Genomic DNA, 21,565 nt, shown 5'->3' with positions numbered 1-21,565 from the left:
TAGAAAAGGGCACCGCAGTGGTGCCCTTGAAAATGAATTATTTAACAACCCGCAGCGACGGTCTGCCACCTTTAGGCGGCTGTGGCGGTTCATCATCAGAACCGGGGCCATCGTCAGGGGCTTCAGAATCAGGCGGACTCTCGACAATCGATATCACCGTCCCTGAAGAGGGAGCGCCTTCCTGGAAGTCTTCAAATTCACCTGCTGATTCTTCGTAAGCAGGTTCAGGCTCAAACATCGTTCCAGCCCCGTTCTCACGCGCATAAATCGCCATTACGGCCGCCATCGGCACGTAGACCTGGCGCGGTACGCCGCCAAAACGGGCATTGAAACGAACGCTGTCATCAGCTAACTCAAGGCCGCCAACAGCGCGCGGTGCGATATTCAGCACGATCTGGCCGTCACGGGCGAACTCCATCGGCACCATAACACCCGGCAGAGTGACATCTACCACCAGATGAGGCGTTAATTGGTTATCCAGCAACCAATCATAAAAAGCCCGTAATAAATACGGACGACGCGGAGACAGTTGAGACAACGCCATACAGTTTAACCTCGGGTTTGCAAACGCATTTCACGTTCCACTTCCGTCAGGGAAGCCAGGAACGCATCACGCTCAAAGACGCGAGTCATGTAGCCTTTCAGCTCTTTCGCGCCCGAACCACTCAGTTCAATGCCTAACTGCGGCAGACGCCACAGCAGCGGAGCCAGATAGCAATCCACCAGACTGAACTCTTCGCTCATGAAATAAGGCGCTTCATTGAACACCGGGGCAATGGCCAGCAGCTCTTCACGCAGTTGCTTACGCGCCGCGTCCGCTTCCTGCGCACTGCCATGGGTAATTTTCTTCAGTAAAGAATACCAGTCGCTCTCAATGCGATGCATCATCAGGCGGCTATTACCGCGCGCAACCGGATAGACAGGCATTAACGGCGGATGAGGAAAACGTTCATCCAGATACTCCATGATAATGCGTGATTCATAGAGCGTCAGTTCGCGATCGACCAGCGTCGGCACGGAACCGTAAGGATTGAGGTCAATAAGATCCTGAGGCAGATTATCCATGTCTACCTGCTCAATCTCGACACTCACACCTTTTTCCGCCAATACGATGCGCACCTGATGGCTAAAAATGTCGGATGGACCAGAAAACAGCGTCATTACCGAACGTTTGTTGGCAGCGACAGCCATGAAAACCTCCAAGTTTATCGAGAAAATATGGCGAATAACCGCGCAGTCAATAACCTGCAAACCGCTATTCGAAATTCTGCTCGCCAATGTGTGTAAACATCGCCCGACAATATCTGGCGTTTTAAACAGCGACGCGATAGCTGGCACACAGGCATAAAATCGGCGAATAGCTTATCAGATTTTGTTCGTTTTGTGGGGGTATAAGCGTAACTTCATCTCTAACACACTGAAAGTAAAGCGTATATTTCAAAGAAATTTATTTTAGACATAAAAAACCCGGTGACCAGCACCGGGTTTTTTGCATTGATTTCGCTGCAAAGCAGCAAGAAATTAACGCTTGGAGAACTGAGGACGACGACGTGCTTTACGCAGGCCGACTTTCTTACGTTCAACCTGACGAGCATCACGAGTAACGAAGCCAGCTTTACGCAGTTCGCTACGCAGAGACTCATCATACTCCATCAGAGCGCGGGTGATACCGTGACGGATCGCACCAGCCTGACCAGAGATACCACCACCTTTAACGGTGATGTACAGATCCAGTTTCTCAACCATGTCGACCAGTTCCAGCGGCTGACGAACTACCATGCGGGCAGTTTCGCGACCGAAGTACTGTTCCAGACTACGCTGGTTGATAACGATGTTACCGTTGCCCGGTTTGATGAACACGCGAGCGGCGGAGCTTTTGCGGCGACCAGTGCCGTAGTATTGATTTTCAGCCATTGCCTATAATCCCGATTAAATGTCCAGAACTTGCGGTTGCTGTGCCGCGTGATTGTGCTCGGTGCCCGCGTAAACCTTCAGTTTACGGAACATAGCACGACCCAACGGGCCCTTCGGCAGCATGCCTTTAACCGCGATTTCAATCACACGCTCAGGACGGCGGGCAATCATCTCTTCAAAGGTCGCTTGTTTGATACCACCGATGTGGCCGGTGTGGTGATAATAAATCTTGTCGTTACGCTTGTTGCCAGTTACAGCAACTTTGTCAGCGTTCAGAACGATGATGTAATCACCTGTATCAACGTGCGGGGTGTATTCCGCTTTATGCTTGCCGCGCAGACGACGAGCCAGTTCAGTAGCGAGACGGCCTAAAGTTTTACCGTTCGCATCAACAACGTACCAGTCGCGTTTTACGGTCTCTGGTTTAGCTGTAAAAGTTTTCATTAAAAGCTTACCCAATAATTAGTTACACGTTGGTGAACACCCAAACGCTCGAAAACAGTTGAGGCTCACACGACCATCAAGTCCAGCAAACCTACCCCTTCGAATAGCCATTGCCGGCACTATAAAGTTTTTGGGAAAAAAACTTTGTTGTAACGTGGGGTCGCAAGATTATAGAGAAGTCATTCCCAAAGATCGACCTTTTTTCACACGCAAATGACTAAAAAACCGCAGCCTGCGTTACGCCAAATGGGGCTGTCGCAAGTACTCTTCGCTTTGCATTTCCTGCAAACGGGATAGACAACGTTGATATTCAAATTTCAGGTGTTCCCCCTGATAAATCTCAAACATGGATGCCTGCGCAGAAATAATCAATTTGATGCGACGCTCGTAGCACTCGTCCACCAGCGCAAGAAAACGACGAGCGGTGTTTTCTTCCTTCGTTTCCATCACCGTCACATTGTGCAGCAGCATCGTGTGGTAGAGACGCGAAAGCGCAATGTAATCATTCTGGCTGCGCGCTTCGGTACACAACGTGTGGAAATCGACCGCCAGCACGCCATCACTCACGCCGAGTGTCGCCAACGGGCGATGATTGATCTCCAGCACCGGCCCCGGCGTCTGCCAGCGTTTCCCCGTCAGGCGGGTAAACATCTGCTGCATCGTGGCCTCGGTCTCTTCATTCAACGGAGACAGATAAAGGTGTGCCTGTGTCAGTGTGCGCAAACGATAATCGATACCTGCATCGACATTACGCACTTCACAGTGCTGTTTAATCAGCTCAATCGCAGGAAGAAAACGGGCGCGTTGTAATCCATTGCGGTAGAGATCGTCCGGCGGAATATTTGATGTCGCCACCAGCGCAATGCCGCGGGCAAACAGCGCACGCAGCAGCTCAGCCAGCAGCATCGCGTCGGTAATATCAGAGACGAAGAATTCATCGAAACACAGCACGTCGGTTTCCGCTTTAAAACCGTCGGCCACTTTTTCCAACGGATTTTCCTGCCCCTGAAACTGGTTCAGTTCTTCATGCACACGCAGCATAAAACGATGAAAATGCAGGCGCATTTTGCGCTCAGCGGGCAAGCTGTGAAAAAACATATCCATCAGCCAGGTTTTACCGCGCCCGACGCCGCCCCACATATACAACCCTTGGACTGGCGCAGATTCACGTTTCTCACGTAGCCCAAGCCAGCTACGCCATTTTCCCACGCGGCCGGATGCCCCTGCATTGTCATCAGCAGCACGTTCGCATAGCGCCTGATGTATCGCTTCCAGGCGCACAACCGTTTGCCGCTGCACCTCATCCGGCTGATATTCACCAGCGGAAAGCGCCTGCTGATAACGTGCCAAGGGTGTTGTTTGCTGCCGTGTTGTCTGTGGAGTAGCCATCGCAATCCCTGAGAAAAAAGTTAGTCGTGTTTTGCTGTGTGTTGCCGTCGATTTAAGCCGTAATCGTCGCAGTTAACAACCTTGATGTCTGCGGTGGGTCAACATTCCCTTCCGTCATCGAGTATCAGGATTCCACTCAGGCAAGGTTAACGGTTATAGTGACTATTATTAAGTGAAAAACCCTACGGGACAACGACGTCAAAATAGGAGCTATTATGACTTGGGAGTATGCGCTGATAGGTTTAGTAGTCGGTATTATTATTGGTGCTGTAGCCATGCGCTTTGGTAACCGTAAGCTGCGGCAACAGCAGGTACTGCAGAATGAGCTGGAGAAAAGCAAAACCGAACTGGAAGACTATCGTCAGGAACTGGTTGGTCACTTCGCCCGCAGTGCGGAGCTATTGGATAACATGGCGGATGATTATCGTCAGCTTTATCAGCACATGGCGAAAAGCTCCAATAACCTGTTACCTAACGTTCCCGGCCAGGATAATCCGTTTAAATATCGTCTGACCGAATCCGAAGCGGATAACGATCAGGCTCCGGTGAACATGCCACCGCGTGATTATTCCGACGGTGCATCAGGCCTGCTGCGGGGCGAACGCCCGATTCGCAAGTAATATCAACTAATTATACCCTAGATAATTCGGGCTGTAGGACGGCGGCAAGCGAAAGAATCCCGATGAGCTTACTCAAGTAAGTGATTCGGGTGACAAATCTGCCTGGAGCAGATTTGAACGCTGCTTGCAGCGGCCCCAACGGGGCGAGGCTCATGGATGAGCCGAGTAACGGACGCAGCCAACACACCTACAGCTTGAAGTATGACGGGTATAACGTGGGGCTTTCCGCCTCACGCTTTCCCTTCCTATGCTCTACGCTTAAAGCGTTTGTCCGTTTAAGACGCGCACCGTCGGCTGCCATCGTTCGATAACACCACCGTTCGGTAACACGTTGTATAAAAGCGATAGTTACAATCTGCTGACGAAACAGCAGTGAACTTTACACATTGATCGCCAGTCTGACTCTTCACCGTGTCTTTAAGTTTATATATCATCGTTTTATTCATCCGCAGGCCGTGAGAGAGTTAATAACAATGAAAAAAACATCATTATTATTTAGTGCACTGGCAATGAGTATAGGTTTGACCCTGTCCACGCTTCCCGCAGCGAATGCTGCGCTGCCTGCCGTGGTACAAGGGCAACAGACGCCAAGCCTGGCCCCGATGCTGGAAAAAGTTTTGCCAGCCGTCGTCAGCGTGCATGTTGAAGGTACACAGGTACAGCGTCAGCGCGTACCGGAAGAGTTTAAGTTCTTCTTTGGCCCAAACTTCCCGACGGACAAACAAAGCTCTCGTCCGTTTGAAGGGCTGGGCTCTGGCGTCATTATTGATGCCGCAAAAGGTTACGTGCTCACCAATAATCACGTCATCAATAATGCCGACAAAATTCGCGTCCAGCTTAATGACGGGCGCGAGTATGAAGCAAAACTGATTGGTCGCGACGAGCAGACCGATATCGCCCTACTACAGTTGAATGACGCCAAGAATCTGGTCGCGGTGAAAATGGCTGATTCCGATCAACTTCGCGTCGGTGATTTCGCCGTTGCCGTGGGTAACCCGTTTGGCCTTGGTCAAACAGCGACCTCCGGCATCATCTCCGCGCTGGGACGTAGCGGGCTGAATCTGGAAGGGTTGGAAAACTTCATCCAGACCGATGCCTCTATCAACCGCGGCAACTCCGGAGGCGCGCTGGTTAACCTCAACGGTGAGCTGATCGGTATTAACACGGCGATTCTGGCGCCGGGCGGCGGGAACATCGGTATCGGTTTCGCTATCCCCAGCAACATGGCTCAGAATCTGGCACAACAGCTGGTTGAATTTGGCGAAGTCAAACGTGGGCTGCTGGGTATTAAAGGCAGTGAGATGACGTCTGAGATGGCGAAAGCCTTCAACGTCGATGCACAACGCGGTGCCTTCGTCAGCGAAGTCTTACCGAAATCTGCCGCCGCGAAAGCGGGTATCAAGGCGGGCGACGTGTTGACGACGCTGGATGGTAAACCGATCAGCAGCTTTGCGGAACTGCGGGCGAAAGTCGGCACCACCGCGCCGGGCAAGACCGTGAAAATCGGCCTGCTGCGTGATGGCAAACCGCAGGAAGTGTCCGTCGTGCTGGATAACAGCTCATCGGCATCAACCAGCGCCGAAACGCTTTCACCGTCATTGCAGGGCGCGTCTCTGACCAATGGCCAATTGAAAGACGGCAGCAAGGGCGTACAGATTGATAACGTCGCCAAAGACACACCTGCGGCGCAGGTTGGTCTGCAGAAAGGCGATATCATCATCGGCGTGAACCGTGAGCGTATTGAAAACATCACGCAGTTGCGCAAGCTGCTGGAAGCGAAACCTTCCGTTCTGGCTTTGAATATCGTCCGGGGCGAAGAAACGATTTATCTGCTGTTACGTTAATCCCCCTGTCGTCTTTTTCGGCAGCTTAACCGGGCAGAACCTCGCTGATATTAAAAAATTTCCGAGAGAAATTTTTAACGTTGTATCAGCAACGGCCCATAAGGGTGGCGGCCAAGGATGGCACGCCATAAAAAAATCGGACACCGAGTCATGCGGTGTCCGAACTTCTCGTGATATCCTCCCCCTACCTCCCTTTTCCACAGTAAATCACGGCCATGCTTGCTAAGTTATTACGTTCAGCACTCTTTGGTGCCCTCGTCGCCGGTATTATTCTGGCCGTACTCCCCTTTGTCGGGTCTGGCACGTCGTTTCTGAAAAACAATGACAGACAGACTGATGGTTCGCCCGTAAGCTACCATCAGGGCGTCAGCCGTGCAGCACCTGCTGTGGTGAACATTTACAACCGGGTTGCCAAGGCGGATAAACCCAGCGAAGTCGCTATTCATCCCTTGGGGTCTGGCGTCATCATGAATGAAAAAGGGTATATTTTAACCAACAAGCATGTGATTAATAACGTGCAGCAGATCCAGATAGAACTGTCAGACGGCAGGCTGTACGAAGCCCGCGTGATCGGTTCCGATTCTTTAACCGATCTGGCTGTGCTGCAAATTGATGGCGTCAATCTGCCCGTTATTCCAATCAATTCAGACCGTATCCCGCACGTTGGCGATGTCGTGATGGCGATCGGCAACCCTTATAATCTGGGACAAACCGTCACGCAGGGTGTCATCAGTGCCACTGGCCGCGTCAGCCTCAGCGCTTATGGCCAGCAACGAAGCCAGGTCGGACGCCAAAACTTGCTGCAAACCGACGCCTCCATTAACCATGGGAATTCCGGCGGCGCGCTCGTCAATACACTGGGTGAACTGGTCGGTATCAATACCCTCTCTTTTGATAAAAGCAGCAACGGCGAAACGCCGGAAGGCATTAGTTTTGCGATCCCCGTGGCGCTGGCGACCAAGGTGATGGGCAAGCTCATCCGCGATGGTCGCGTGGTGCGTGGATATATTGGCGTCAACGGCGTACAGATCGAGAATATTGAGAACAGCACGTTGGCCAACAATCGTGGTGTTCAGGGGCGATTAAGCGGTATTCTCGTTCAGACTATCGACCCAGGCGGGCCAGCGGATAAGGCGGGTATTCGTGTCGAAGACGTCATCGTGAGTGTGAACAATAAGCCTGCACGCTCAATTATTGAAACCATGGAGCAGGTTTCAGAAATACATCCCGGCACCGTCATTCCCGTCACGATTGAGCGTAATAACGATAGCAACGATACTAAGCAAATCACGCTACAAATGACGATCCAGGAATTTCCCACTCAATAGCGGTATCTAGGGCGAGTTGATAGACGAGACGATATCAGCGGGTAAACAAGAAACCGGGTGGGACCCCACCCGGCTGTAAACATCATAGTGAAGACGAATAGCGGAAGCGATTACTCGTGTTCTTTAACGCGTTCGATGTTCGCACCTAATCCACGCAACTTATCTTCGATGCGATCATAGCCACGATCGATGTGATAAATACGATCCACTATTGTCACGCCTTCCGCGATACAACCGGCTAATACCAGACTGGCTGACGCACGTAAGTCCGTCGCCATCACCTGCGCACCAGACAGCTTATCAACGCCGTGGCAAATCACCGTATTGCTCTCAATTTCCGCCTGTGCCCCCATACGGATAAGCTCAGGCACATGCATGAAGCGGTTTTCGAAGATGGTTTCGGTAATCACGCCCGTCCCTTCCGCAACCAGATTCAGCAGGCTGAACTGTGCCTGCATATCGGTCGGGAAACCCGGATGCGGCGACGTGCGAACGGTAACCGCTTTCGGACGCTTGCCATGCATATCCAGACTGATCCAGTCTTCGCCGATTTCGATCTCCGCACCCGCTTCGCGTAGCTTCGCCAATACCGCATCCAGCGTGTCAGGGCGGGTATTACGACAGATAATCTGACCGCGGGATACCGCAGCCGCGACCAGGAATGTCCCGGTTTCAATACGGTCAGGCACCACGCGGTATACACCGCCGCCCAAACGAGCAACACCTTCAATGATGATTTTATCGCTGCCTGCACCGCTGATTTTCGCACCCAGCGTGTTCAGGAAGTTTGCCGTATCGACAATCTCCGGCTCACGTGCGGCGTTCTCAATAATCGTAGTACCTTCCGCCAGCGTTGCGGCACTCATGATGGTGACCGTGGCGCCCACGCTCACTTTGTCCATCACGATATGCGCGCCTTTCAGGCGACCATCAACCGTCGCTTTGACATAGCCTTCTTCCAGCACAATCTGCGCGCCGAGCTGCTCAAGACCATAAATGTGCAAATCTACCGGGCGGGCGCCAATCGCACAGCCGCCGGGCAGCGATACCTGGCCTTGACCAAAACGCGCCACCAGCGGTCCCAGAGCCCAGATAGATGCGCGCATGGTTTTCACCAGATCGTACGGCGCACAGAATACGTTTACCTCGCTGGCATCCACATGGACGGAGCCATTACGCTCAACGCGCGCACCCAGCTGACCAAGCAGCTTCATGGTGGTATCAATGTCGCGCAGTTTCGGTACGTTTTGAATCTCTACCGGTTCTTCTGCGAGCAACGCAGCGAACAGGATTGGCAACGCAGCATTCTTGGCGCCGGAAATGGTCACTTCCCCCGCTAAACGGGTTGGGCCCTGAACACGAAATTTATCCATAGTCTTTGTATCTCGATGTCTTAATTCACTATTTCATCACACTGATACAGGCGATTTCTCTCTGCTCACACACGGAGAGTGTTTAGAAGCCGTTCAGTTTACGGTCGCGTTGCCACTCTTCCGGCGTATAGGCCTTGATTGACAGTGCATGAATACGGTTATCCGCGATGTACTCCATCAGAGGCGCATAAACGGCCTGCTGTTTTTTTACTCGGCTCATTCCAGCAAAAAGTCCGCCCACCACGATGACCTGAAAATGGCTGCCATCACCAGAAACATGGGCTTCTTCCAGTGCTAATGCGCTCATCAGCACGTCTTTAATTTCGTTATTTTCCATCGCTCTCGATTTCTATGTCAGGGGGAGATGATTTACAGGGAGGTATCTTAGATGAATATGGCGCTATCTTAAACAAAGAATGCGCCGATGCCTGAAGGGGAAATCAGGCATCGGCGTGACAGGTTAAGACACGGGGATGATTTCATTCAGGTTATAGAGCGCAATGAGCGTTTTTAGCCGATCGCTGGCACCAACAATCGTTATCTCACTACCTGAAGATGGCTGCTGATAAACGTGCATCAGCAATGCCAACCCGGCAGAATCAACGCGGTTTAACCCCGACACATCCAGCACGGTTTTACCCGCGAGCAACGCTTCACGCTGCTGCCAAAACGGTAACAGCGTTTCACGATCCAGATCGCCCGTTAACGCCAGCGTGGAGTCCTGCACCTGCCAGTTCAATGCGTTCGCCATGTTCATACCCAAATTACTTTTTCTGATCCAACGTGATGGTCTGCTTCGCTGAGGATTCCAACTGTTGAGTCAGGCCATCAACGCCTTTCTGACGCAGAATGGTCGCCCACTCGTTTTGCTTAGTGGTGATCATACTGACGCCTTCGGCAATCATGTCGTACGCCTGCCAGTTACCGGTTTTGCTGTTCTTACGCCATTGGAAATCCAGACGTACGGGAGGGCGGCCGCCGTTATCAATGATGGTCACGCGAATGGAAACGATATCGGCATTGCCCAGCGGCTGTTCTGGCGCAATCTGGTAAGTCTGCCCGTTATACATCGCCAGAGCCTGACCGTAAGCCTGCTCCAGATAGGCTTCAAACGCTTTGAAGTAGGCATCACGCTGTGCCGGTGTCGCATCTTTGTAGTAGCGACCCAGAACCAGCGCGCCAGCGTATCTCACCTGCACATACGGCAGCAGTTCTTCACGTACGACAGTACGCAAATAGTCAGGGCTTTGTTTGATTTTTGGTTGTTCGTTCTTTAAACGATCAAATGTTTTTTCCGCCGCTTCATTCATTAAACGATAGGGATTCGTTTGATCCGCCGCGTTGGCTAATGGCGCGACCACCAGTAAAGCCACCATCAGTAAACGTTTAAACATGCAGATATCCTCTTATGGATGTGAAGGAACAGGTTCGTTGTTGTGCTCAGGGGTTACCGCAGGATCGGCACCCGGCTCCGTACCTGATTGACCGGCATTATCTTCGCTATTGCTGCCGCTCTTATATAGGAATTGACCGATGAGGTCTTCAAGCACCATCGCTGACTTGGTGTCCTGAATCACACCACCGTCTTTCAGGATCGCGGTGCCCATTTCCTCATCCTCAAACCCAATGTTCAGTGACAGATATTGTTCGCCCAGCAGACCAGAAGTGCGAATGGCCAGAGAGCTGGTATCAGGAATATGATCGTAGCGCTGCTGAATATCCATCGCGACACGCGGCAGGTACGTTTTCTCGTCCAGCGAAATATCCGCCACGCGGCCAATGACCACGCCGCCAATTCGGATCGGAGATCGCGCTTTCAGCCCGCCAATGTTGTCAAACGTCGCATACAGACGGTACGTCGGCTCACTACCGATCGATTTGAGATCGGCCACTTTCAGACATAAAAAGAGGATGGCAGCCAGCGCGATCAACATAAACACACCAACCCAGACTTCAGTTTTCTTTGTTTGCATCGACTCAGTTCCCAAACATCAGTGCTGTCAGCACAAAATCCAATCCCAGTACTGCTAACGACGAGTGCACGACGGTTCGGGTCGTTGCACGGCTAATCCCTTCAGACGTCGGGATCGCGTCATAACCGTTAAACAGTGCAATCCAGGTCACGGTAATCGCAAATACGACACTTTTAATCACGCAGTTCAAGACATCCTGGCGCCAGTCAACCGCGCCCTGCATAGCGGACCAAAAGAACCCGCTATCGATGCCTTTCCAGTCCACACCGACCAGCGCGCCACCCCAAATGCCTACGGCGACAAAAATCACCGCCAGCAGCGGCATGCTGATGAGCCCAGCCCAGAAGCGTGGCGCCACAACGCGGCGCAGCGGATCGACCGCCATCATCTCCATGCTGGAGAGCTGTTCCGTTGCCTTCATCAAGCCGATTTCCGCCGTCAGCGCGGAACCGGCACGTCCGGCGAACAGCAGCGCCGTCACCACCGGACCCAACTCACGCAGCAGCGACAGCGCCACCATCATGCCCAGGCTGGCCTCGGCGCTGTAAGTCGTCAAGACGATATAGCCCTGCAGCCCCAGCACCATGCCGATGAACAGGCCGGAAACCATAATGATAAGCAGCGACTGCACACCCACGCTGTAAAGCTGTTTCACCAACAGCGGCCACTGCTTTCTGAATTCGGGTTTACCCACCAGCGCATTAAACAGCATCAGCCCGGCGCGCCCAAACGCAGCGCTAGTGGAGATTCCCTGACGCCCAAGCGACGCCAACGTCCGTAATAACATGACTGCGTTAACCCCCTGAACCTAGCAGTGACGTTTTATAGTCGCCCGCCGGAAAACGGAAAGGCACTGGCCCGTCGGCGATACCGTCCAGGAACTGACGAACCTGCGGGTCATTGTTCGCCCGCAGTTGATCCGCCGTCCCTTCTGCTACCACCCGTTTGTCGGCCACGATATACGCATAATCGGCGATGCTCATCACCTCTGGTACATCGTGAGAAACCACAATGCAGGTCACGCCCAATGCATGGTTCAACTCATCGATGAGCTTCACCAGTGTCCCCAACGTGATCGGGTCCTGCCCGACAAAAGGCTCATCAAACATAATCAGCTGCGGGTCGAGCGCAATGGCTCTCGCCAGCGCCGCGCGCCGCGCCATACCGCCGGAAAGTTCCGCAGGCATCAGTTCCGACGCACCGCGTAGCCCCACCGCTTCCAGCTTCATCATCACGATGCTACGCAGCAGCGATTCCGGCAGCTTAGTATGTTCACGTAGCGGCCAGGCGACATTATCAAACACGTTCAAATCGGTGAATAACGCCCCGGACTGAAACAACATGCTCATTTTCTTGCGCGCGTTGTACAGTTCGCTGCGCGACAGCGTCGGGATATTCTCGCCATCAAACCAGATGTCGCCGCTGTCCGGCTGTAGCTGCCCGCCAATCAGGCGCAACAGCGTAGTTTTACCGATGCCGGAAGGCCCCATGATCGCGGTGACCTTGCCTTTAGGAACATTCAGCGTGATGTCCGTAAAGATCTCTCGCTCTCCGCGCCGAAAGCTAAGACCACGGATCTCAACCAGATTAGTTGCCTCATGGTGCATTATTTCCATTCCTTACCAATCAGTACGCCAGTCAGTACGCTTATGTAGCGTCTTTCACTCCAGCCTAACGGCTGACTTTCATCAAGGTGCGATTTTTACAAAAACTTACCGTAAGTTCTTGTCCAAAATGGCGGCATAAACCGTTACCTGGTTTTACTTATCGCGACAGGTTTTACTTTTTCGCCTAGCACCGTCAGAATTAGCACTCATCACAGAAAAATGCTTTTTGTGCGAAAATCGTCCAGAAATGCTGACTTATTCGACAACAAGCCGGTGATTATATCCTATTAAAGGACGCTGCATGCTTTTTGCAACACTACTCTTGTTCGTTGGTTTGCTACTACTGGTTTACGGTGCCGATCGTCTTGTCTATGGTGCCGCCGTGCTTGCGCGTTCTCTTGGCTTACCTCCTTTCGTCATCGGCATCACCATTGTCGGCTTCGGCACCTCGCTACCCGAGCTGATTGTTTCCGTTACCGCCGCCTTGAACGATCAGAACGATATGGCCGTCGGTAATGTTATCGGCTCTAATATCGCCAATATCTTACTCATTCTCGGCAGCGCAGCGCTTATTCGGCCGCTGACGGTACATTCGGCCATCCTGCGCCGGGAATTGCCGCTCATGTTGTCGGTCACTTTATTGTGTGGCGTTTTACTGCATGATAGCTACCTGAGCCGCGCCGACGGCATGATGCTGCTCTTTGCCGCCGTTCTGTGCCTGGTGTTGATACTTCGCATGGCGCAACAGGCGCAGCGGGAAGGCGGCGATAGCCTGACCCGCGAGCAGTTGGCGGAGCTTCCACAGGATGACAGCAGCCAGATGGTCGCCGTGCTGTGGCTGATACTCGGCATGATTATTTTACCTATGGCTGCCCGCATGGTGGTAGATAACGCCACCGTCATTGCACGCTACTTCGATGTCAGCGAATTGACCATCGGGCTAACGATATTGGCGATCGGCACCAGCCTACCTGAACTTGCTACCGCCATCGTCGGGACGTTGAAGAAAGAAGATGATATTGCGCTGGGCAACCTGATTGGTTCGAACATTTTTAATATCGCGATTGTGCTGGGCGTCCCCGCATTGTTCTCGCCGGGCGCACTGAACCCTCAGGTTTTTCAGCGCGACTATTGGGTAATGCTGGCGGCGAGCGTGCTGTTGACCGCACTGTGCCTCAGCAAAAAACGCCGTATAGGACAGGCCGCAGGCGTATTATTATGCTGCGCGTTTATCGCCTATCTGACAGCCCTATTTTGCTTTTCATAAGAAGTTTTGTTTTTCATAAGACGCTCTGTTTTTCATTATAATCAGGACTATTGGTATGTCACAGTTTGAACAAGATGCTCATCTAAAACAGCAGTCTGACCGTGCACAATCCGATCATGCACAACAAGCCGCTCATGCGCTACCAGCCAATTTCGACTTCAAGCAGGCGGGCAAGCAGGTACTGAGTATCGAGCGCGATGGGCTTGCGCAATTAGACCAGTACATTGATGACAATTTTACCCTTGCCTGCAAAAAGATATTCGATTGCCAGGGCAAAGTGGTGGTAATGGGAATGGGCAAATCCGGCCACATCGGCTGTAAGATTGCCGCGACCTTCGCCAGCACCGGTACACCTGCTTTTTTTGTTCATCCGGGCGAAGCCAGCCACGGCGACCTCGGTATGGTGACGCCGCACGATATCGTGATCGCCATTTCCAACTCCGGCGAGTCTCATGAAATTCTGTCGCTGATTCCCGTTCTGAAACGCCAGAAAGTGTTCCTAATCTGCATGACCAGCGCACCGGAAAGTACAATGGGTAAGGCGGCAGATATTCACCTGTGCGTCCACGTCCCACAGGAAGCCTGCCCGCTCGGTCTGGCACCCACTTCCAGCACCACCGCGACGCTGGTTATGGGGGATGCGCTGGCCGTAGCCTTGCTACAGGCACGCGGCTTTACCGCCGAAGATTTCGCCCTTTCTCACCCCGGTGGCGCACTCGGCCGCAAACTTTTACTGCGCGTCAGCGATATCATGCATTCGGGTGATGAGATTCCCCATGTCCCACACGATGCCTCGCTGCGTGATGCGCTGGTGGAAATTACGCGCAAAAATCTGGGTATGACGGTAATCTGCGAGGCGGATATGAAAATTCAAGGCATCTTTACCGATGGTGACCTGCGCCGCATCTTCGACATGAATATTGACTTGAACAGCGCGCGCATTGCTGATGTGATGACCGCGGGCGGCATCCGGGTCGCACCGCAAACGCTGGCGGTGGATGCACTTAACCTGATGCAGTCGCGCCACATTACCTCAGTGCTAGTGGCAGAAAACGATCGTCTGGTCGGGATCGTCCATATGCACGATATGCTGCGGGCTGGCGTGGTTTAAAAAGAAAGGATAATAGTGAATGAGTGAAGTCAGGGCGCAAACCGATACCTGCTATGGGCCTGTCGATCAACAGGTACTGGATAAAGCCCGTGAGGTTCGCCTGTTAATCTGCGACGTTGACGGCGTGATGTCCGATGGTCTGATTTATATGGGTAATCACGGCGAAGAGCTGAAAGCCTTTAACGTCCGCGACGGCTATGGTATTCGCTGCTTGCTGACGTCCGATATTGAGGTCGCCATCATTACCGGTCGTTCAGCAAAACTGCTGGAAGATCGGTGTAAAACACTGGGCATCAACCATCTTTATCAGGGGCAATCGGATAAGGTTTTGGCCTTCAACGATCTGTTGGATAAACTATCAGTAACGGCAAGTCAGGTCGCGTATATCGGCGACGATATGATCGACTGGCCGGTGATGGCGCAGGTCGGGTTGAGCGTCGCCGTGGCTGACGCCCACCCGCTGTTGTTACCACGCGCAGATTATGTCACCCGCATTGCGGGAGGGCGTGGCGCAGTGCGTGAGTTGTGTGATTTGATTCTGTTCTCGCAGGACAAGCTGGAGCATGCCAAAGGGTTGTCAATATGAGTAAAACCAAGCGTTGGCTCACCGCTTTTCTGGCCCTGTTGGTGCTTATCCTTATCGGCTGGAATATTGCGGATGACGACACGGTAGCGGCACCGGATGCAAACGACCCCGCCGTACCGGTCTATACCAGCGAGAAAACCAACACTCAGGTATACAGCCCTGCGGGTAAGCTGAGTTATAGACTGATTTCGGAAAAAGCGGAGTATTTCAACGACGAGCAGTTGAGTTGGTTTACCGCTCCCGTTGCCACGCTGTTCAACGAACAGGGGACGGCAACCTGGTCAGTACGCGCCGACCGCGCCAAGCTGACAAAAGACAAGATGCTCTATCTGTACGGCCACGTCGAGGTGAATAGCCTGACGAAAGACGCACAGCTTCAGCGCATCACAACGAATAATGCCCAGGTGAATCTGGTGACGCAGGACGTTTCGTCCGATGATGAGGTCACCCTGTACGGCACCAGCTTTACCTCAAGCGGAATGAAAATGCGCGGAAATCTGCGTAACAAAACGGCCGAGTTGATCGAAAAGGTAAAAACCTCTTATGAAATCCAAAACCAATAATCTGATGCGTAACACCCTGATCGCCAGCTCGCTGTTCGCCGTCAGCGTTTCCGCCTTTGCCGTCACTGGCGATAGCAACCAACCTATTCACATTGATTCAGCACAGCAGTCTCTGGACATGCAGGGCAACACGGTGACGTTCACCGGCAATGTTGTCGTGAAGCAAGGGACGATTGAAGTGAAAGCCGACAAGGTCGTCGTGACGCGCCCACAGGGCACGCAAGGCAGTGAAGTGGTGGAAGGCTACGGTAACCCCGTGACGTTCTACCAGATGCAGGACAACGGCAAACCGGTAAAAGGTCACGCGCAGAAAATCCGCTACGAACTGGCCAAAGACTTTCTGGTGCTGACAGGCAATGCCTATCTGGAACAGCAGGATAGCAATGTAAAAGGCGATCGCATCACCTATCTGGTGAAACAGCAGCAGATGGAAGCGACCAGCGAAAAAGGAAAGCGCGTGACGACGGTGTTGGTCCCCTCTCAGCTTCAGGAGAAAGAGAACAAGAGCCAGCCTTCTCGTTCTCAGCAACCGCAACCACGGGTCACTGAATAAGTTATGGCAACATTAACCGCAGAAAATCTGGCCAAGGCGTACAAAGGCCGTAAGGTCGTCGAAAACGTCAGCCTCACCGTCAATTCCGGTGAAATCGTCGGCCTGCTCGGGCCGAACGGCGCCGGCAAAACAACAACGTTCTACATGGTCGTGGGTATCGTCCCACGTGATGAAGGACGCATTGTTATTGACGACGACGACATCAGCCTGCTTCCCCTGCACGAACGCGCTCTGCGCGGTATCGGCTACCTGCCGCAGGAAGCCTCTATTTTTCGTCGCTTAAGCGTCTATGACAACCTGATGGCGGTGTTACAGATCCGTAAAGATCTGACGACCGAGCAGCAGGAAGATCGTGCCAATGAGCTAATGGAAGAATTCCATATTATTCATTTGCGCGATAGTCTGGGACAATCGCTGTCCGGTGGGGAAAGACGCCGCGTAGAGATTGCGCGTGCGCTGGCGGCGAATCCGAAGTTCATCCTGCTGGATGAACCGTTTGCGGGCGTAGACCCGATCTCCGTACTGGATATTAAAAAAATCATTGAGCATCTGCGTGACAGCGGGCTCGGCGTGCTGATTACCGATCATAACGTCCGCGAAACGCTTGATGTCTGTGAACGAGCCTACATCGTGAGTCAGGGCAACCTGATCGCCCACGGTTCACCGACCGATATTCTGGCCGATGAGCAGGTGAAACGCGTCTATCTGGGCGAAGGCTTCCGACTCTGATAGGGTAATATTTTATCTTTGCAGTACTTATGGGACGTTAGCGCGATTTATGAAGCAAGGTTTGCAACTCAGGCTTAGCCAGCAACTGGCCATGACCCCACAGCTCCAACAGGCCATCCGCCTGTTGCAACTGTCCACGCTTGAATTGCAACAGGAAATTCAACAGGCGCTGGAAAGCAATCCGTTGCTCGAACAAACGGATCAACACGACGAAATCGAGTCATTTGAAAAGGCAGACAGCGATTCACTGGATACCGGTGAAGCTCTGGAACAGAAGGACATGCCGGAAGAATTGCCGCTAGACGCCACCTGGGATGAGATTTACTCCGCAGGCACACCGTCAGGCACCGGCACCGACTATCGCGATGAAGAACTGCCAATTTATCAAGGCGAAACCACGCAAACGCTTCAGGATTACCTGATGTGGCAGGTCGAACTCACACCGTTTTCAGACACCGACGCAGCTATCGCGACCTCTATCGTCGATGCCGTGGACAACACCGGCTACCTGACTGTGCCGCTGGAGGACATTCTCGACAGCATCGGCGACGACGATGTGACGTTGGAAGAAGTCGAAGCCGTACTCAAACGCGTGCAGCGCTTTGATCCCGTTGGCGTCGCCGCTCGCGATCTGCGCGACTGCCTGCTGGTGCAGCTTTCCCAGTTTGCTGACAGCACGCCGCGTCTGGTCGAAGCCCGCCTGATCGTCAGCGATCATCTCGATCTGTTAGCCAACCATGATTTCCGTAGTCTGATCCGCGTCACGCGTCTGAAAGAAGACGTGCTGAAAGAAGCGCTGGCGCTGATCCAATCGCTCGATCCACGGCCAGGGCAGTCGATCAACACCGGCGAATCTGAATATGTGATTCCTGACGTGCTTGTGCGCAAAGTCCAGGGCATCTGGGCTGTAGAACTCAACACCGACAGCGTTCCCCGCCTACAGATTAACCAGCAGTATGCGGCACTGGGCAACAGCGCACGCAACGACAGCGACGGGCAATTTATCCGCAGTAATCTGCAAGAGGCGCGCTGGCTCATCAAAAGCCTGGAAAGTCGTAACGACACGCTGCTGAAAGTGACCCGCTGCATAGTCGAACAGCAGCAGGATTTCTTCGAGCAGGGTGAAGAATTCATGAAGCCCATGGTACTGGCAGATATCGCCCAGGCGGTGGATATGCATGAGTCCACCATCTCACGCGTGACGACACAGAAGTTCCTGCACAGTCCGCGCGGCATTTTTGAACTAAAATATTTCTTCTCCAGCCATGTGAATACCGATAGCGGCGGAGAAGCCTCGTCAACGGCAATTCGCGCGCTGGTGAAGAAGCTTATTGCGGCGGAAAACCCCGTCAAACCACTAAGCGACAGCAAGCTTACGGCACAGCTCTCCGATCAGGGCATCATCGTGGCACGCCGTACCGTGGCAAAATACCGAGAGTCTTTATCTATCCCACCATCAAATCAGCGTAAACAACTGATTTGATCTCAACAGAGAAGGAAGACACTATGCAGCTCAACATTACCGGACACCACATCGAGATCACTGAACCGCTGCGTGATTTTGTGAATGGCAAGTTTGCCAAATTAGAGCAGTATTTTGACCGGATTAATCAGGTCAATGTGGTATTGAGAGTGGAAAAAGTTCAGCAAATTGCCGAGGCCACGCTCCACGTTAATGGTGGCGAGCTGCATGCAACCTCAGAAGCGGAAGATATGTACGCCGCGATAGATTTATTGATTGATAAACTGGCAAGACAGCTCAATAAGCATAAAGATAAACTCAAGCAGCACTAATTTTCTCCTTTGCCGTTTGGCAAAGGAACAAACTCGACCCATCCATCGGATGGGTCGGGATCACCAGAAGTGAAAGCGTCGTTAAGTGAAAATAAAATGAACCACGATCCCGTATTGCAACTCAGCACCGTATTACGTCCTGAGTGCACCCGAAGCACCGTCCACTGCCAGAGTAAGAAACGGGCATTGGAAATTATCAGCGAGCTGGCCGCCAGGCAGCTTAACATTCCTTCGCAGATTATCTTTGATGCCATCCTGACCCGGGAGCGGATGGGCAGCACGGGAATCGGCGGCGGCATTGCCATTCCTCACGGCAAGCTGGAAGACGATAATGCGCTGGGCGCCATCGGTGTTTTCATCCAGTTAGAGCAACCGATCGCTTTCGATGCTATTGATAATCAGGCCGTTGATCTGCTTTTTGCCTTGCTGGTTCCGGCGGAACAATGTAAAACCCATTTGCATACCCTGTCGCTTGTTGCCAAGCGGCTGGCGGATAAAACGGTTTGCCGACGCCTGCGTGCGGCGCAAAGCGATGAAGAGCTGTACCAGATTATGACGGAAGCCGGTTAAGTCGGATGGCCGTCATGCTCACGATGACGGGCGATCCGCGTTGGGTTCAGAGAATGCTTGCAATCCCTGCGCGAAGCCGTCATTTTTTTAGCTATACATCACTTTTTTATAAAAACAGTGGCAATGAGAATTCGCCATCACGTTGCCAGAGGGGAGTCGTCAGATGGTGCTGATGATTGTCAGTGGTCGCTCAGGTTCAGGGAAATCTGTCGCCCTGCGCGCACTGGAAGATATGGGGTTCTACTGCGTAGATAACCTGCCTGTGGTTCTACTGCCGGAGCTGGCTAATACGCTTGCGGCACGTAACATTTCCGCAGCAGTCAGTATTGACGTGCGCAATATGCCGGAATCGCCAGAGATCTTCGAGCATGCCATGGAGCAACTGCCACCCAGCTTCTCGCCTCAATTGCTGTTTCTGGATGCCGATCGTAATACGTTGATCCGCCGCTATAGCGATACCCGTCGCCTGCATCCGCTCTCCAGCAAGAATCTGTCGCTGGAAAGCGCCATTGATGAAGAAAGCGATCTGCTGGAGCCGCTGCGTTCACGCGCTGACCTGATTATCGATACCTCCGAGATGTCGGTACATGAGCTGGCCGAGATGCTGCGTACCCGTCTGCTCGGCAAGCGGGAGCGTGAACTTACGATGGTGTTTGAATCGTTCGGCTTCAAGCACGGTATCCCCATCGATGCGGATTACGTCTTTGACGTACGTTTCTTGCCGAACCCGCACTGGGATCCGAAACTGCGCCCGATGACCGGTCTGGATAAGCCCGTTGCGTCCTTCCTCGACAGGCATACCGAAGTCCACAATTTCATCTACCAGACCCGCAGCTATCTGGAACTGTGGCTACCGATGCTGGAAACCAATAATCGCAGCTATCTGACTGTCGCTATTGGCTGTACCGGCGGTAAACACCGTTCCGTCTACGTCGCCGAGCAGTTGGCAGACTACTTCCGCTCACGCGGTAAGAACGTCCAGTCACGCCATCGTACGCTGGAAAAGCGTAAACCTTCGTAATCGTCGGCAACCCAGTACAGCCAGGTAACCCATGACAGTCCGGCAAACGGTTGAAATCAAAAACAAGCTGGGTATGCACGCTCGCCCAGCCATGAAGTTGTTCGAACTGGTGCAGAGCTTTGATGCGGAAGTCATACTGCGCAATGACAGCGGCACCGAAGCCGAAGCCAGTAGCGTGATTGCCATGCTGATGCTGGACTCCGCCAAAGGGCGACTCATCGAAGTAGAAGCCACTGGCCCAGATGAAGAACAGGCACTTGCCGCCGTCATCGGGCTGTTCGAAGCCGGGTTCGACGAAGACTAGGATTTCCTTAGCAGGCTATCTGCCAGCCTTAGTGCTTCACTTTCTCTTCCGAACCTCCTACTATCTACCTACATAAATCATAATATTTTCTTATACCCCCTGCTCCTTTGGGCGCGGGGGGTTATTTTTATATCATCTAAAAATACCAACTGGAGAGGAGTATGACGAAGCCTAACCTGACAATCAGTGAATTGGATGCAGAACGTCTGGATATGTTATTGGAGCAGCCCGCCTTTGCGGACAGCGATATCGCACAGGCGTTGAATGAGGAGCTGGATCGGGCGGAAATTCTGCCTTCGGCATCGATTCCCTCACATGTCGTCACCATGAATAGTCGGGTGCGTTTCCGCGATCTGAATACCAACGAAGAGCACATCCGCACGCTGGTTTATCCGGCCGCGGTGAAGGACAGTCAAGAACCGCTGTCGGTGATGGCTCCGCTGGGCGCGGCACTATTGGGAATGCATGTGGGAAATTCGATCACCTGGCAGTTGCCAAACGGTGAAGAAACGCGAATTGAAGTACTAGAACTACTCTATCAGCCTGAAGCCGCAGGCGAGTACCACCGCTAAATT

General features: G+C 52.8%; 27 protein-coding genes. 15 read left to right on the top strand and 12 right to left on the bottom strand.

Annotation, left to right across the window (positions count from 1 at the left end; genetic code table 11):
* Window positions 1–37 precede the first annotated feature (37 nt).
* The 5 genes from sspB to zapE form a co-directional block, all read right to left on the bottom strand.
* Window positions 38–544, bottom strand: a complete 507-nt coding sequence (gene sspB / locus R9X49_RS12365) for a ClpXP protease specificity-enhancing factor (protein ID WP_271875799.1) — start codon at window positions 542–544, stop codon at window positions 38–40.
* Window positions 545–549: 5 nt separating this feature from the next.
* Entirely contained in the window at window positions 550–1,191 is a 642-nt protein-coding gene (sspA, locus tag R9X49_RS12360) for a stringent starvation protein SspA (protein WP_005975503.1), read from the bottom strand.
* A gap of 330 nt (window positions 1,192–1,521) precedes the next feature.
* On the bottom strand, window positions 1,522–1,914 hold the full coding sequence (rpsI, locus tag R9X49_RS12355) for a 30S ribosomal protein S9 (protein WP_039346610.1): 393 nt from the start codon (window positions 1,912–1,914) through the stop codon (window positions 1,522–1,524).
* Between the two features lie 15 nt (window positions 1,915–1,929).
* Complete coding sequence (gene rplM / locus R9X49_RS12350) at window positions 1,930–2,358, bottom strand: 50S ribosomal protein L13 (protein ID WP_012773011.1); 429 nt, start codon at window positions 2,356–2,358, stop codon at window positions 1,930–1,932.
* Window positions 2,359–2,595: 237 nt separating this feature from the next.
* The gene (zapE, locus tag R9X49_RS12345) at window positions 2,596–3,747 is read right to left on the bottom strand and encodes a cell division protein ZapE (protein ID WP_319848693.1); all 1,152 of its coding nucleotides are present in this window, start codon (window positions 3,745–3,747) and stop codon (window positions 2,596–2,598) included.
* A gap of 215 nt (window positions 3,748–3,962) precedes the next feature.
* Here zapE and zapG point away from each other — a divergent pair, with 215 nt between their 5' ends.
* The 3 genes from zapG to degS all read left to right on the top strand — a co-directional run bounded on the left by zapG (window position 3,963) and on the right by degS (window position 7,539).
* Window positions 3,963–4,367 carry a Z-ring associated protein ZapG gene (gene zapG / locus R9X49_RS12340; protein WP_005975485.1) on the top strand — a complete coding sequence of 135 codons (405 nt, stop codon included), beginning with the start codon at window positions 3,963–3,965 and terminating at the stop codon, window positions 4,365–4,367.
* 473 nt (window positions 4,368–4,840) lie between these two features.
* Window positions 4,841–6,211, top strand: coding sequence for a serine endoprotease DegQ (gene degQ, locus R9X49_RS12335; RefSeq protein ID WP_319848692.1), 1,371 nt, complete (start codon window positions 4,841–4,843; stop codon window positions 6,209–6,211).
* A 215-nt stretch (window positions 6,212–6,426) separates the two neighbouring features.
* Complete coding sequence (gene degS / locus R9X49_RS12330; protein ID WP_319848691.1) at window positions 6,427–7,539, top strand: outer membrane-stress sensor serine endopeptidase DegS; 1,113 nt, start codon at window positions 6,427–6,429, stop codon at window positions 7,537–7,539.
* 110 nt (window positions 7,540–7,649) lie between these two features.
* On the opposite strand, the gene murA is transcribed toward degS, so the two are convergent.
* The 7 genes from murA to mlaF form a co-directional block, all read right to left on the bottom strand.
* The gene (murA, locus tag R9X49_RS12325) at window positions 7,650–8,912 is read right to left on the bottom strand and encodes a UDP-N-acetylglucosamine 1-carboxyvinyltransferase (protein ID WP_319848690.1); all 1,263 of its coding nucleotides are present in this window, start codon (window positions 8,910–8,912) and stop codon (window positions 7,650–7,652) included.
* A gap of 82 nt (window positions 8,913–8,994) precedes the next feature.
* The gene (ibaG, locus tag R9X49_RS12320) at window positions 8,995–9,249 is read right to left on the bottom strand and encodes a BolA family iron metabolism protein IbaG (RefSeq protein ID WP_319848689.1); all 255 of its coding nucleotides are present in this window, start codon (window positions 9,247–9,249) and stop codon (window positions 8,995–8,997) included.
* Window positions 9,250–9,372: 123 nt separating this feature from the next.
* The gene (gene mlaB, locus R9X49_RS12315) at window positions 9,373–9,663 is read right to left on the bottom strand and encodes a lipid asymmetry maintenance protein MlaB (RefSeq protein ID WP_319848688.1); all 291 of its coding nucleotides are present in this window, start codon (window positions 9,661–9,663) and stop codon (window positions 9,373–9,375) included.
* A 13-nt stretch (window positions 9,664–9,676) separates the two neighbouring features.
* Entirely contained in the window at window positions 9,677–10,306 is a 630-nt protein-coding gene (gene mlaC, locus R9X49_RS12310; protein ID WP_319848687.1) for a phospholipid-binding protein MlaC, read from the bottom strand.
* Window positions 10,307–10,318: 12 nt separating this feature from the next.
* A complete protein-coding gene (mlaD, locus tag R9X49_RS12305; protein WP_319848686.1) occupies window positions 10,319–10,885 on the bottom strand; it encodes an outer membrane lipid asymmetry maintenance protein MlaD in 567 nt (188 codons plus the stop codon).
* 4 nt (window positions 10,886–10,889) lie between these two features.
* Window positions 10,890–11,672, bottom strand: a complete 783-nt coding sequence (gene mlaE, locus R9X49_RS12300; protein ID WP_012773003.1) for a lipid asymmetry maintenance ABC transporter permease subunit MlaE — start codon at window positions 11,670–11,672, stop codon at window positions 10,890–10,892.
* 7 nt (window positions 11,673–11,679) lie between these two features.
* Window positions 11,680–12,492: a phospholipid ABC transporter ATP-binding protein MlaF gene (gene mlaF, locus R9X49_RS12295; protein WP_319848685.1), complete on the bottom strand. Its 813-nt coding sequence runs from the start codon at window positions 12,490–12,492 to the stop codon at window positions 11,680–11,682.
* Window positions 12,493–12,793: 301 nt separating this feature from the next.
* On the opposite strand from mlaF, the gene R9X49_RS12290 reads away from it, so the two are divergent.
* The 12 genes from R9X49_RS12290 to rnk all read left to right on the top strand — a co-directional run bounded on the left by R9X49_RS12290 (window position 12,794) and on the right by rnk (window position 21,562).
* Window positions 12,794–13,759: a calcium/sodium antiporter gene (locus tag R9X49_RS12290; protein ID WP_319848684.1), complete on the top strand. Its 966-nt coding sequence runs from the start codon at window positions 12,794–12,796 to the stop codon at window positions 13,757–13,759.
* A 55-nt stretch (window positions 13,760–13,814) separates the two neighbouring features.
* Window positions 13,815–14,870 carry an arabinose-5-phosphate isomerase KdsD gene (gene kdsD, locus R9X49_RS12285; RefSeq protein ID WP_319848683.1) on the top strand — a complete coding sequence of 352 codons (1,056 nt, stop codon included), beginning with the start codon at window positions 13,815–13,817 and terminating at the stop codon, window positions 14,868–14,870.
* A 19-nt stretch (window positions 14,871–14,889) separates the two neighbouring features.
* Entirely contained in the window at window positions 14,890–15,456 is a 567-nt protein-coding gene (gene kdsC, locus R9X49_RS12280; protein ID WP_319848682.1) for a 3-deoxy-manno-octulosonate-8-phosphatase KdsC, read from the top strand.
* On the top strand, window positions 15,453–16,019 hold the full coding sequence (lptC, locus tag R9X49_RS12275) for an LPS export ABC transporter periplasmic protein LptC (protein ID WP_012772998.1): 567 nt from the start codon (window positions 15,453–15,455) through the stop codon (window positions 16,017–16,019). Before kdsC ends, lptC begins: the two co-directional genes overlap by 4 nt.
* Complete coding sequence (gene lptA / locus R9X49_RS12270; RefSeq protein ID WP_319848681.1) at window positions 16,000–16,572, top strand: lipopolysaccharide ABC transporter substrate-binding protein LptA; 573 nt, start codon at window positions 16,000–16,002, stop codon at window positions 16,570–16,572. Before lptC ends, lptA begins: the two co-directional genes overlap by 20 nt.
* 3 nt (window positions 16,573–16,575) lie before the next feature.
* Window positions 16,576–17,301 carry an LPS export ABC transporter ATP-binding protein gene (gene lptB / locus R9X49_RS12265; RefSeq protein WP_010296638.1) on the top strand — a complete coding sequence of 242 codons (726 nt, stop codon included), beginning with the start codon at window positions 16,576–16,578 and terminating at the stop codon, window positions 17,299–17,301.
* 49 nt (window positions 17,302–17,350) lie between these two features.
* Window positions 17,351–18,784: an RNA polymerase factor sigma-54 gene (gene rpoN, locus R9X49_RS12260; protein WP_319848680.1), complete on the top strand. Its 1,434-nt coding sequence runs from the start codon at window positions 17,351–17,353 to the stop codon at window positions 18,782–18,784.
* A 23-nt stretch (window positions 18,785–18,807) separates the two neighbouring features.
* Window positions 18,808–19,095 (top strand): ribosome hibernation promoting factor, encoded by a 288-nt coding sequence (hpf, locus tag R9X49_RS12255; protein ID WP_011091920.1) that lies wholly within the window; start codon window positions 18,808–18,810, stop codon window positions 19,093–19,095.
* Between the two features lie 96 nt (window positions 19,096–19,191).
* Entirely contained in the window at window positions 19,192–19,665 is a 474-nt protein-coding gene (ptsN, locus tag R9X49_RS12250) for a PTS IIA-like nitrogen regulatory protein PtsN (RefSeq protein ID WP_039279069.1), read from the top strand.
* Between the two features lie 163 nt (window positions 19,666–19,828).
* Complete coding sequence (rapZ, locus tag R9X49_RS12245; RefSeq protein ID WP_010296630.1) at window positions 19,829–20,686, top strand: RNase adapter RapZ; 858 nt, start codon at window positions 19,829–19,831, stop codon at window positions 20,684–20,686.
* A gap of 31 nt (window positions 20,687–20,717) precedes the next feature.
* Window positions 20,718–20,990, top strand: a complete 273-nt coding sequence (gene npr, locus R9X49_RS12240; protein ID WP_010296626.1) for a PTS phosphocarrier protein NPr — start codon at window positions 20,718–20,720, stop codon at window positions 20,988–20,990.
* Window positions 20,991–21,151: 161 nt separating this feature from the next.
* Window positions 21,152–21,562: a nucleoside diphosphate kinase regulator gene (rnk, locus tag R9X49_RS12235; protein WP_182100472.1), complete on the top strand. Its 411-nt coding sequence runs from the start codon at window positions 21,152–21,154 to the stop codon at window positions 21,560–21,562.
* Window positions 21,563–21,565: the final 3 nt, after the last annotated feature.

Origin of the sequence: Pectobacterium carotovorum (assembly GCF_033898505.1) — a bacterium.
Classification (GTDB): domain Bacteria; phylum Pseudomonadota; class Gammaproteobacteria; order Enterobacterales; family Enterobacteriaceae; genus Pectobacterium; species Pectobacterium carotovorum_J.
Note: the sequence above shows the minus strand (reverse complement) of the source record. Positions and strands in the feature narration are given on the sequence as shown.